We start from the raw sequence: 11,633 nt of genomic DNA on the forward strand, positions 1-11,633 counted from the left end.
TGGAAACCCGAGGCTTCGAGGCCCGCTGCGGCACGGTGATCGATGCCCGCATCGTCGAGGTGCCCAGGCAGCGCAACACGCGCGCCGAGAACGCGACGATCAAGGACGGCGCGATGCCCGCCGAATGGGAGCGGCAGCCTGCCAGGCGCGCGCAGAAGGATATCGAGGCGCGCTGGACGCAGAAGCACGGCAAGAACTACTACGGTTACAAGAACCACATCGCGATCGACGTGAAACACAAGTTCATCCGGCGCTTCGAAGTGACCGATGCCGCCGTGCACGATTCGCAATGCTTCGCGGGCCTGCTCGATGGCCGCAACCGCGATCGCATCGCCTACGCCGATTCGGCCTACCGTTCGAAAGAGCATGAGCGGCTGCTCAAACGCAAGCATTTTGCAAGCCGCGTGCACCACCGCGCGTGGAAGGATCGGCCTTTGAACCGGCGCGAGCAACGGGAAAACCGCGCGCGTTCGCGTATCCGGGCCCGCGTGGAGCACGTCTTCGGACATCAGGTGAAGGCCATGCGTCAAACTATCGTCCGCGGGATCGGGCTGGCGCGCGTTCGCACGCGTATCGCGCTGGCCAACCTCGCTTACAACATGAGCCGGCTCGTGCAACTGTGCCCGCGGTGCGCCTGACCAACGGGGCCAAGAATGAAAAGCGTATTTGAACGGTTGAAAACCGAACCGCCGACCAACGACGGCGGTTTGACCACGAACGGCTCTCTCCGCCAGCGCGTGTTGTGCGGAAGAATGTGGGGCAGAAAAACGAATTTTTAGAGGTTCCCTTTTTTCTTTCGCTCCCTTTGCGCCCTTCGCGTTGAAAATTTCTTTTTGCCTTGTGACTCTTGCCTCTGTGGTTGAGGGCAGCCCATGAGCATCAAGTCCGACAAGTGGATCCGCCGCATGGCGCTCGAACACGGCATGATCGAGCCGTTCGAGCCCAACCAGATCAAGGAAGTGGACGGGCGCAAGGTGGTCTCCTACGGTACCTCCAGCTACGGCTACGACATCCGCTGCTCGGACGAATTCAAGATCTTCACCAACATCAACACCACCATCGTCGACCCAAAGAACTTCGATTCCAAGTCCTTCGTCGATTTCAAGGGCGAGGTGTGCATCATTCCGCCCAACTCCTTCGCCCTGGCGCGCACGGTGGAATACTTCCGCATCCCGCGCAACGTGCTTACCATTTGCCTCGGCAAGTCGACGTACGCCCGCTGCGGCATCATCGTCAACGTGACTCCGTTCGAGCCGGAATGGGAGGGTTACGTGACGCTGGAGTTTTCCAACACCACGCCGCTGCCGGCCAAGATCTACGCCAACGAAGGGGTCGCCCAGGTGGTGTTCTTCGAGGCGGCCGAGGAGTGCGACATCTCCTACAAGGACCGGGGCGGCAAATACCAGGGGCAGAAAGGCGTCACGCCGCCCAAGATCTGAGTAGAGGACGTTCGGTCGATTCCGGCAGCTAACGGATTGAGATGGCGCCTTTTTTTTAGACGCAGGCCTGCTGGCGCAAATTACACTTGATTCCGCGGCCCCGCTTTTTATAATGCGCATTTTTTGGATCCAAGCCCTTGAAAATTCAAGCGCGCCAAGGAGGTCAGCATGACAGGCAAGAGGAGCGTTCCCCTCACCGTCGACCTGGTAAATATCCATACGCCGGTAACCTAGGTGCCTTGAGGAGACATTGATGCCCCGCGCCGCCGTCCAAGCCAGCGAATCCATCTTCGACACCCACCCGGAAGTCAGCCTCGACTTCCGGCACATCAAGAAAGCCCTGGAGCGCGGCTACGAAAAGCCGTTCCTCCTGATCGATCCCGAGATCATTCGGCTCAAGACCCGCCGTTTCGCCCAGGCGATGCCGCGGGTGAAGCCCTACTACGCGGTCAAGGCCAACCCGGACCCGCGGGTAGTCCAGGTGCTCAAGGACGAGGGGACCGGGTTCGAGATCGCCTCGGTCGCCGAGCTCGACCTCCTGCTTGGCCTCGGGGTGGCGGCGCGGGAAGTGCTCTATAGCAATCCCATGAAGTCCCGCGCCTACATCGAGTACGCGGCGGGCAAGGGCGTGGAGTGGTTCGTGGTGGACAGCGCGGAGGAAGTGGCCAAGGTGGTGGCCATCAAGCCGGACGCCAAGCTCTATTTGCGCATCGACACCCCCAACATCGGGGCCGACTGGCCCCTCGCCGGCAAGTTCGGCGCCCACCTGGTGGACGTGCCCGAGATCGTGGCCGCAGCCGCCCGGCTCAAAGCCGACGTGGCGGGGGTCACCTTCCACGTGGGCTCCCAGTGCCGCAACCCGCAGAACTGGCGCGTGGCCATCGAGCGCTCCCGGGCGGTGTTCGACCAGCTCCTCGCGGTCGGCATGCGGCCGCGCATGCTCAACATCGGCGGCGGCTTCCCGGTGCGCTACGTCAAGCCCATTCCTTCCATCGAGGTGATCGGCGAGGTAGTCAACGAGGCGCTCGAAGCGTTCCCGGCGGACGTGGAAGTGGTGGCCGAGCCCGGACGCTACCTGGTGTCCGACGCCGCGTATTTCGTCTGCCGGGTGGTGGGCACCGCCACCCGCGCCGGCCGCCGCTGGATGTACTGGGACGCGGGCCTGTTCGGCGGGATGATCGAGACCTCCGAGGGCCTGCGCTACCAGATCCTCACCGACCGCACCGGCCCGATGGTGCCGTGGTGCGTGGCGGGTCCCACCTGCGATTCGGTGGATATCGTCCTGCAGGAGGAGATGCTCCCCGAAGACATGCAGGAGGGGGATTTCATCTACATCCCCAACGCGGGCGCCTACACCACCGCCTACGCCAGCACGTTCAACGGCTTTCCCCTGCCGGAAGTCATCGTGCTGTGAGCGAGGGCGCGATCAGCGCGCTCGCTCGTACACCACGAAATGGTATTCCAGGTCCCCGGCCCGGCGCCGCTCGCGGCTCACCTCCCGCCAGGCGCTGCGGTCGTACGCGGGAAAGTACACGTCCCCCTCGAAGTCCTGCATGAGCTCGGTGACGTACATCCGGTCGGCCCGGTCGATGAGGTCCCGGAACAGCTCGGCGCCGCCGATCACGAAGATCTCGTCCTGGCGCTCGCAGGCTTCGAGCGCCTCTTCCACCGAATGGACCACCCGGGCGCCGGAAACCGCGTAATCCGCCCGGCGCGTGACGATCACGTTCTGCCGCCCGGGCAAGAGCTTGCCGATGGAGTCGAAGGTCTTGCGCCCCATCACCACGCAGTGGCCCATGGTGAGGGCCTTGAAATGCTTGAGGTCCTCCGGCAGGCGCCAGGGCAGGGCGTTGCCGGCGCCGATGACCCCGTTGCGGGCCATGGCGACCACCAGGGCGATGCGGGGGCCCGTCATACGGCGATGGGCGCCGGGATGGCCGGATGGTGGCGGTAGTTCACGAACTCGAAGTCCTCGAAGGCGTAATCGAAGATGGACGGCGGCTTGCGCAGGATCCGCAGCCGCGGCAGGGGATAGGGCTCCCGGGCGAGCTGGGTGCGCGCCTGCTCCAGGTGGTTGAGGTAGAGGTGCACGTCGCCTCCGGTCCAGACGAATTCCCCCACCGCCAGGTCGCACTGCTGGGCCACCATGTGGGTGAGGAGGGAATAGCTGGCGATGTTGAACGGCAGCCCCAGAAACACGTCGCAGCTTCTCTGGTAAAGCTGGCAGGAAAGGCGGCCTTCGGCCACGTAGAACTGGAACAGGGCGTGGCACGGGGTGAGGGCCATCTTGTCCAGCTCCGCCACGTTCCAGGCGGAGACGATGAGCCGGCGCGAGTGGGGGTTTTCCTTGATTTCTCTCACCACCCGGCTCACCTGATCGATGTGCCGGCCGTCGGGGGCCGGCCAGGAGCGCCACTGGTAGCCGTAGATGGGGCCCAAGTCGCCGTTCTCGTCCGCCCATTCGTCCCAGATGGTCACCCCCCGCTCCTGAAGGTAGCGGACGTTGGTGTCTCCCTTGAGGAACCACAGCAGCTCGTGGATCACCGACTTCAAGTGAACCCTTTTGGTGGTGACCAGGGGGAAGCCCCGGCTCAGGTCGAAACGCATCTGGTGGCCGAAGATGGACAGGGTGCCGGTACCGGTGCGGTCCGGCTTGCGCACTCCGTGCTCCAGGACGTGCCGCATCAGGTCGAGGTATTGGCGCATAGGCGTCGGCTCGATAAAACAGGCTTCGGGGGTACCGAGGCTAGTGCAAGCCCCGCCCCAGGCGCCATTATAATTCGGTCGGGCCAGGGCCGGCCCGGGAATCCACGGACGTCGCAGGCTTGCCGTGATGAAGGCAAAACCTCGGGTTGAAATCCGCTACTGCACCCAGTGCCGCTGGCTCCTGCGAGCGGCGTGGCTTGCCCAGGAGCTTCTTACCACCTTCGAGTCGGAATTGGGCGAGGTGGCCCTGATCCCCGGAAGCGGGGGCATTTTCGAAGTGCGCGTGGACGGAGAGCTGCTATGGTCCCGCAAGGACGAAGGCCGTTTTCCGGAAGCGAAGGAGCTCAAGCAGCGGCTGCGGGATCGGGTGGCTCCCGGCAAAGACCTGGGCCACTCGGAGCGCTAGCCTTGACCGCTGGGAGGGGAACCTCGGGGCGGCAAACTCTCCCCGGAAGTGCTCGCTCACGGGTGCGCTTCTAATCCCGGACTGGGGGCGTGGTCCTCCGTGCCCGGTCCACCGGCGCCGTCCCAGCCGCCCGCCCAGGTGGCGCAACGGTTGCGTCCTTGGAGCTTGGCCCGGTAGAGGGCCTGGTCGGCCCGGCGGATCAGCAGGGTGGGGGTGGTGGACCCGTCGGGAACGAGGGCGGTGGCGCCTAGGCTCATGGTGACTACGGGAGAAACGCGGGAGCGAGCATGGGCAATGGCCAGGGCCTCCACCTGCTCCCGCGCCGCGTTGCCCACCTTCTCGACGCCGGTCATGTCGGTGTCCGGCAGCACCAGGGCGAACTCCTCGCCACCGTAGCGGGCCACCAGATCGGTGGCCCGCCGGCAGACGCTCGAAAGGGCCGCGGCGATGCGCTGTAGGCAGGCATCCCCCGCCTGGTGGCCGTAGTGGTCGTTGTAGGCCTTGAAATCGTCCACGTCTCCCAGCACCAAGCCCAAGGGACTGCGGTGGCGCCGCGCCCGGGCGATTTCCTCCGCCAGCCGTTGGTCGAAGTGGTGGCGGTTGGCTAGGCCGGTAAGCCCGTCCTGGCGGGCGAGCTGGGCGAGCTCCCGATTGGCGGCGGCGAGACGCTCGCTCAGTTCGACCGTCTGGCGCTGCATGTCGTGGATGCGCTGGAGCGCCCGAATCTTGGCTCCCAGCACCACTGGGCTCACCGGCTTCGCCAGGTAGTCGTCGCCCCCGGCCAGGATGCCTTTCTCCAGGTCCGCGTCCGTTTCCCGGGCGCTCAAAAAGATGATGGGTACCCAGCGGTTGCCCTGGATCTCGCGCATCTCCCGCACCGCGGCGAATCCGTCCAGGCGGGGCATCTGCACGTCCAGCAGGACCAGGTCCACCGGCTCCCGCCGCAGGCATTCGAGCGCCTGCGCTCCATCCGAAGCTTCCGTTACGGCATGCCCCATGGCGGCGAGCATCCGGGTGAGGGCGGCCCGCGCCGTGCGCGAGTCATCTACCAGCAGGATTTTCACGGCATCCTCCCTTGGATCGTCGATCTGGCGCCAACCGTTTGCCGGGTGTCTCGGGGGGGGCGGTTCTATCCGGTTTGGGCCGCCGCGGCCTTGCGCGTCTCCGCGTTCGGGACAAGCCGCGGTCCAGACCTATGTTAAACTTGCGCCCTTGTTTTTGCGAGCCTTTCGATGTCTGGCAACACCTTCGGCAAGCTCTTCCGCGTCACCTCTTTCGGCGAATCCCACGGCCCGGCCATCGGCGGCGTGGTGGACGGCTGCCCACCCGGCCTCGAGCTCTCCGAGGCGGATATCCAGGCAGAGCTGGATCGCCGCCGTCCCGGCACCTCCCGCCACGTCACCCAGCGGCGGGAACCGGACACGGTGGAGATCCTCTCCGGCGTGTTCGAGGGGCGGACCACGGGCACGCCCATCGGGCTCCTGATCCGCAACGTGGACGCCCGCAGCCGGGACTACAGCAAGATCATGGACGTGTTTCGCCCCGGGCACGCCGACTACACTTACTGGCAGAAGTACGGCATCCGGGACTACCGCGGGGGCGGCCGGGCCTCGGCCCGGGAAACGGCGGTGCGAGTCGCGGCTGGCGCCATCGCCAAGAAGTGGCTGGGTCGCCGTTATGGCGTTCTCATCCGGGGTTACCTGGCCCAGCTCGGCCCTATCCGGGTGCCGTTCAGGTCCTGGGACGGGGTCAACGAGAACCCGTTCTTCGCCGCGGATCCGGATATGGTGCCCGAGCTGGAAGCGTTCATGGACCGGTTGCGCAAGTCGGGCGACTCGGTGGGAGCACGGATCAATGTGGTGGCCGAGGGCGTTCCGGTGGGCTGGGGCGAGCCGGTGTACGACCGGCTGGACGCCGCCATTGCCCACGCCATGATGAGCATCAACGCGGTCAAGGCGGTGGAGATCGGGGCGGGCTTTTCCGCGGTGGAGCAGAAGGGCACCGAGCACTCCGACGAGATCACCCCCGAAGGCTTCCTCAGCAATAATGCCGGAGGCATATTGGGGGGGATTTCCACCGGCCAGGACATCCTGGTCTCCATCGGCATCAAGCCCACTTCCAGTATCCGGCTGCCGCGGCGCTCCATCGACAAGGAAGGCAGGCCGGTGATCGTCGAGACCACCGGCCGCCACGATCCCTGCGTGGGCATCCGCGCCACGCCCATCGCCGAGGCGATGCTGGCCCTGGTGCTCATCGACCACGCCCTGCGCCACCGGGCGCAGAACGCGGACGTGCGCTGCGCCACGCCCCCCGTGCCCGGCCGGGCCGCCGCGGCGCCCCCGCGGGAACCGGCGCTAGAGCACCGGGAGGATCCGGAACCCGACGAGGCGTGAGCCGCCGGCCCCGCCCCGGCGCACCGGCTAACCGGTCCGGAAGGCGAGGCGCTTGGCTCGCTTTCCCCCCGTGAGGCGCTTTTCCTCCTCCCGGGCCTTCGCCCCCCGCGGGACCCCCTCGCCTGCCCCGATGTCTGACCGCTCCTTTCCCTACGGGCCCCTCGCCGGCTTCTACTTTTTCTACTTTGCCTTCGTGGGCGCGTTCGCGCCCTACTGGAGCCTGTACCTGCGCTCCCTCGGGTACGTGGCGGCCGAGATCGGGCTGCTCATGGCCCTGCCCCAGGTAATGCGCATGCTCGCTCCCGCGGCGTGGGGCTGGCTTGCCGACGCCACCGGCCGTCGAGTGGAGATCCTGCGCCTGGCGGCCCTCGCCGCCCTCCTGAGCTACGCGGGCGTTTTCTTCGGCGCGGGTTTCGCCTGGATGTGGCTGGTGATGGCGGTCATGAGCTTTTTCTGGAGCGCGTCGCTGCCCCTGGTGGAAGCGATCACCCTGTCCCACCTGGGCCCCCACGCCGCCCGCTACGGGCGCATCCGCTGGTGGGGCTCCCTCGGTTTCATCCTGGCGGTGGTGGGGATCGGCCACCTGCTGGATGGCGCTCCCATCTTCTGGTTGCTCTGGGTTCTGCTCGCCCTCAAGCTGGCGGTGGCGGCTTCGGCGGCCCGGGTACCGGACGCCCCCGTGCGCCGCGCGCCGGAAGAGGTGATGCCCCTGTGGCGGATCGTGCGGCGCCCCGAGGTGGGCGCGCTCCTCGCTGCCTGTTTCCTCATGGCTGCGGCCCATGGACCGTACTACGTTTTCTTTTCCATCTACTTGGTGGACGTGGGCTACACCAAGGGCCAGGTGGGGTGGCTGTGGGCCTTGGGCGTGATCTGCGAGATCGGGGTGTTCTTCCTCATGCCGCGGGTGGCCGCCCGCTACAGCGGCCGCGCTATCCTGCTTGTGAGCTTCGGCTGCGCCGTGCTGCGCTTCGCGCTAGTGGCCGCCTTTCCCACCGTGCCGCCCCTGATGCTGCTCGCCCAGTCCCTGCACGCGGCCACTTTCGGCGCCTATCACGCCGCGGCGGTGGCGGCGTTCCACCGCCTGTTCCAGGGAAGCCACCCGGCCAAGGGCCAGGCCCTCTACAGCAGCGTTAGTTTCGGTGCGGGCGGCAGCCTTGGCAGCCTCTTGAGCGGCTACCTGTGGGAGGCGGCGGGCCCGGGCTTCACTTTCATGGCCAGTGCCGCCACCGCGGCGCTGGGGGGACTGCTCATCGCCCGGCGCTTTCCCGCCGATCGGTAGCGCGCCCTTGGAGGGCGCCTCCTGGGGCGGGCCAGGGCTTTGTGGCATAATTCTTATCTTTCCTTGACGCCTGAAGTCATGAGCGGAAAGACCCTTTACGACAAGCTCTGGGAGAGCCACGTGGTGCACGAGGAAGCCGACGGCACCACGCTCCTTTACATCGACCGGCACCTGGTGCACGAGGTGACGAGTCCCCAGGCGTTCGAAGGGCTGAAGCTCGCCGGGCGCCGGGTCTGGCGGCCGGACTCCGTCATCGCCACTGCGGACCACAACACCCCTACTCGCAATTGGGACCAGGGAATCCGCGACCCCGTCTCCCGGCTGCAGGTGGAGACGCTGGACGCCAACATCAAGGCGTTCGGCGCCAAGGCCTATTTCCCGTTCCGGGATCGGCGCCAGGGGATCGTGCACGTGGTGGGCCCGGAGCAGGGGGCGACGCTGCCCGGCATGACCGTGGTGTGCGGCGACTCCCACACCAGCACCCATGGGGCGTTCGCCTGTCTCGCCTTCGGCATCGGTACTTCGGAGGTGGAGCACGTGCTCGCCACCCAGTGTCTGTTGACCAAGAAGGCCAAGGCAATGCAGATCGTGGTGGACGGGACCCTGGGCCCCGGGGTCACCGCCAAGGACGTGATCCTCGCCATCATCGGCGCCATCGGCACGGCGGGCGCTACCGGCTACGTGATCGAATACGCGGGGAGCGTCATCCGCGCCCTCGGCATGGAGGGGCGGATGACCATCTGCAACATGTCCATCGAGGCGGGCGCCCGCGCCGGGTTGGTGGCGGCGGACGAGAAGACCATCGAATACTTGAAGGGTCGGCCGCTGGCGCCCAAGGGTGAGCTGTGGGAGCGGGCGGTGGCCGCCTGGCGGGAATTGAAAAGCGACCCGGACGCCCGCTTCGACAAAGTGGTGCGCCTGGATGCGGCCCGGATTCGACCCCAGGTGACCTGGGGCACCTCGCCGGAGATGGTGGCACCGGTGGACGGGGAAGTGCCCGATCCCGCCCGGGAGCCGAACCCTACCCGGCGGGAAAGCTACGAGCGGGCGCTTAAGTACATGGGGCTCGAGCCGGGCACCCCGATCCGCAGCATCCGGCTGGACAAGGTGTTCATCGGCTCCTGTACCAATTCGCGCCTGGAAGACCTGCGGGCGGCGGCCAAGGTGGTGCGAAGGCGCCGCATCGCTTCCAACATCAAGCAGGCCCTGGTCGTGCCCGGCTCGGGCACTGTGAAGCGCCAGGCGGAGGAAGAAGGCCTGCACCGGGTGTTCCTGGAGGCCGGCTTCGAGTGGCGGGAGCCGGGCTGCTCCATGTGCCTCGCCATGAACGACGACCGGCTGGCGCCCGGGGAGCGCTGCGCCTCTACCTCCAACCGCAACTTCGAAGGGCGCCAGGGCGCCGGCGGGCGCACCCACCTGGTGAGCCCGGAGATGGCGGCGGCGGCGGCCATCGCCGGGCATTTCATTGACGTGCGGGAACTTCTTTCTTCCTAACGGAGGAAGCTCGATCATGATACGCAGACTCGTGATTTCCATCATGGCCGTACTGCTCGTTGCAGGGCTCGCCGCCTGCAACACCATCCAGGGCCTCGGCAAGGACATCGAGAAGGGCGGCGAGGCGATCCAGAAGTCGGTCAAGTGAGCATGGAAAAGTTCATCCGTCTCGAAGGATTGGTGGCGCCGCTCAACCGCGCCAACGTGGACACCGACGCCATCATCCCGAAGCAGTTCCTGAAGTCGATCAAGCGCAGCGGTTTCGGCCCGAATCTGTTCGACGCCTGGCGCTACCTGGACCCGGGCGAGCCGGGAGCGGACGCCTCCGGGCGGCGTTTGAACCCGGACTTTGTGCTCAACCAGCCCCGCTACCGGGGAGCGAGCATCCTGCTCGCGCGGGAGAACTTCGGCTGCGGCTCCTCCCGGGAGCACGCGCCCTGGGCGCTGCTCGATTACGGCTTCCGGGCCCTCATCGCCCCGAGTTTCGCCGACATTTTCTACAACAACTGCTTCAAGAACGGGCTGCTGCCCGTGGTGCTGGATGCCCCCGTGGTGGACCGGCTGTTCCAGGAGGTGGAGGCCACCGAGGGCTACCGGCTGCTGATCGATCTGGAAGCCCAGAGCGTGACGACGCCGGGCGGGGAGACGTTCCGCTTCGACATCGACCCGTTTCGCAAGTACTGCCTGCTCAACGGCCTGGACGACATCGGGCTCACCCTGCGGCACGTGGACAAGATCAAGGCCTACGAGGCCAAGCGGCGGGCCGAGGCGCCATGGCTGTTCGGTTGAGCATTTACGGCTGAATGAAGATCGCCATCCTCCCGGGAGACGGGATCGGCCCGGAAATCACGGCCCAGGCGGTGAAGGTGCTGGAGCGGCTGCGCCGCGACGGGCTCCCTCTGGAGTGGGCCGAGGCGCCCATCGGCGGGGCCGGCGTGGACGCAGAGGGGAACCCGTTGCCCGCGTCCACCCTGGAGCTCGCCCGGACGGCGGACGCCATTCTGCTGGGCGCCGTGGGCGCGCCCAAGTACGACGGGCTTCCCCGGGAAAAGCGTCCCGAGCAGGGGCTGCTGCGGATCCGCAAGGCGCTGGAGCTCTTCGCCAACCTGCGCCCGGCGCGGGTGTACCGGGAGCTGGCCGTCGCCTCCGCCCTCAAGCCCGAGCGGGTGGCGGGTCTCGACCTCCTGATCGTGCGGGAGCTCACCGGCGACATCTATTTCGGCGAGCCCAAGGGCATCCGGGTCAACGCCGCCGGCGAGCGGGAAGGCTTCGACACCATGGTCTACCGCGAGGGGGAAATCCGGCGTATCGCCCACGTGGCTTTCCAGGCGGCGCGGCGGCGGGGGAGGCGGGTGTGCTCGGTAGACAAGGCCAACGTGCTGGAGACTAGCCGGCTGTGGCGGGAAGTGGTGAGCGAGATCTCGCGGGAGTATCCGGACGTGGAACTGAGCCATATGTACGTGGACAACGCCGCCATGCAGCTCGTACGCGATCCCCGGCAGTTCGACGTGATCCTCACCGGCAACATGTTCGGGGACATCCTCTCCGACGAGGCCTCCATGCTCACGGGCTCGATCGGCATGCTCCCCTCGGCCTCCCTGGATGCCCGCAACAAGGGCTTGTACGAGCCCATCCACGGCTCGGCGCCCGACATCGCCGGCCGGGACATCGCCAACCCCCTGGCCAGCATCCTGTCCCTGGCGATGCTGCTGCGCTACAGTCTGGGGATGGAAGCGGCGGCGGTGCGGGTGGAGCGGGCGGTCGCGGAAGTGCTGGCGCGGGGGGTGCGCACGGCCGACATCGCGGAGCCGGGGGCGGCGCCGGTGGGCACTGCCGCCATGGGGGACGCGGTGGTGGCGGCCCTCTGAGCCTTCGGTCGATGGTTGCTTGCTGGTCGGAAGATGCAGCGGGATCGA

At 66.9% G+C, this 11,633-nt stretch carries 13 protein-coding genes; 10 read left to right on the top strand and 3 right to left on the bottom strand.

The genetic code is table 11. The features are described from left to right. The 3 genes from ACUVYZ_RS08200 to ACUVYZ_RS08210 form a co-directional block, all read left to right on the top strand. Nucleotides 1-638 (top strand): IS5 family transposase (locus tag ACUVYZ_RS08200; protein WP_439935686.1); only part of this gene is annotated, 638 nt, incomplete at its 5' end. A 234-nt stretch (nt 639-872) separates the two neighbouring features. Further along, nucleotides 873-1,439, top strand: coding sequence for a dCTP deaminase (gene dcd / locus ACUVYZ_RS08205; RefSeq protein ID WP_439934126.1), 567 nt, complete (start codon nt 873-875; stop codon nt 1,437-1,439). Between the two features lie 253 nt (nt 1,440-1,692). Next, nucleotides 1,693-2,853, top strand: coding sequence for a type III PLP-dependent enzyme (locus ACUVYZ_RS08210; protein WP_439934127.1), 1,161 nt, complete (start codon nt 1,693-1,695; stop codon nt 2,851-2,853). A gap of 12 nt (nt 2,854-2,865) precedes the next feature. Here ACUVYZ_RS08210 and ACUVYZ_RS08215 read toward each other — a convergent pair whose 3' ends face one another. Together ACUVYZ_RS08215 and thyA are read right to left on the bottom strand one after the other, a co-directional pair. After that, nucleotides 2,866-3,354 carry a dihydrofolate reductase gene (locus ACUVYZ_RS08215; protein ID WP_439934128.1) on the bottom strand — a complete coding sequence of 163 codons (489 nt, stop codon included), beginning with the start codon at nt 3,352-3,354 and terminating at the stop codon, nt 2,866-2,868. Further along, entirely contained in the window at nt 3,351-4,145 is a 795-nt protein-coding gene (gene thyA, locus ACUVYZ_RS08220) for a thymidylate synthase (RefSeq protein ID WP_439934129.1), read from the bottom strand. The genes ACUVYZ_RS08215 and thyA overlap by 4 nt, the downstream gene beginning before the upstream one ends. Before the next feature lie 127 nt (nt 4,146-4,272). On the opposite strand from thyA, the gene ACUVYZ_RS08225 reads away from it, so the two are divergent. Continuing rightward, complete coding sequence (locus ACUVYZ_RS08225) at nt 4,273-4,551, top strand: SelT/SelW/SelH family protein (protein WP_439934130.1); 279 nt, start codon at nt 4,273-4,275, stop codon at nt 4,549-4,551. A gap of 56 nt (nt 4,552-4,607) precedes the next feature. Here the strand turns inward: ACUVYZ_RS08225 and ACUVYZ_RS08230 are convergent, their stop codons facing one another. Beyond that, nucleotides 4,608-5,615 carry a diguanylate cyclase domain-containing protein gene (locus ACUVYZ_RS08230; protein ID WP_439934131.1) on the bottom strand — a complete coding sequence of 336 codons (1,008 nt, stop codon included), beginning with the start codon at nt 5,613-5,615 and terminating at the stop codon, nt 4,608-4,610. 168 nt (nt 5,616-5,783) lie between these two features. Here ACUVYZ_RS08230 and aroC point away from each other — a divergent pair, with 168 nt between their 5' ends. From aroC to leuB, 6 genes are all read left to right on the top strand, one after another. After that, on the top strand, nt 5,784-6,944 hold the full coding sequence (gene aroC, locus ACUVYZ_RS08235; protein ID WP_439934132.1) for a chorismate synthase: 1,161 nt from the start codon (nt 5,784-5,786) through the stop codon (nt 6,942-6,944). A gap of 130 nt (nt 6,945-7,074) precedes the next feature. Beyond that, the gene (locus ACUVYZ_RS08240) at nt 7,075-8,223 is read left to right on the top strand and encodes an MFS transporter (protein ID WP_439934133.1); all 1,149 of its coding nucleotides are present in this window, start codon (nt 7,075-7,077) and stop codon (nt 8,221-8,223) included. A gap of 78 nt (nt 8,224-8,301) precedes the next feature. Beyond that, a complete protein-coding gene (leuC, locus tag ACUVYZ_RS08245) occupies nt 8,302-9,717 on the top strand; it encodes a 3-isopropylmalate dehydratase large subunit (protein ID WP_439934134.1) in 1,416 nt (471 codons plus the stop codon). A 43-nt stretch (nt 9,718-9,760) separates the two neighbouring features. Then, a complete protein-coding gene (locus tag ACUVYZ_RS08250; RefSeq protein WP_439934288.1) occupies nt 9,761-9,865 on the top strand; it encodes an entericidin A/B family lipoprotein in 105 nt (34 codons plus the stop codon). A gap of 2 nt (nt 9,866-9,867) precedes the next feature. Beyond that, nucleotides 9,868-10,506: a 3-isopropylmalate dehydratase small subunit gene (leuD, locus tag ACUVYZ_RS08255; protein WP_439934135.1), complete on the top strand. Its 639-nt coding sequence runs from the start codon at nt 9,868-9,870 to the stop codon at nt 10,504-10,506. A 14-nt stretch (nt 10,507-10,520) separates the two neighbouring features. Further along, a complete protein-coding gene (gene leuB, locus ACUVYZ_RS08260; protein ID WP_439934136.1) occupies nt 10,521-11,585 on the top strand; it encodes a 3-isopropylmalate dehydrogenase in 1,065 nt (354 codons plus the stop codon). The last annotated feature ends 48 nt before the right edge of the window (nt 11,586-11,633 follow it).

It is taken from the genome of Pelomicrobium sp. P1 (genome assembly GCF_052805615.1).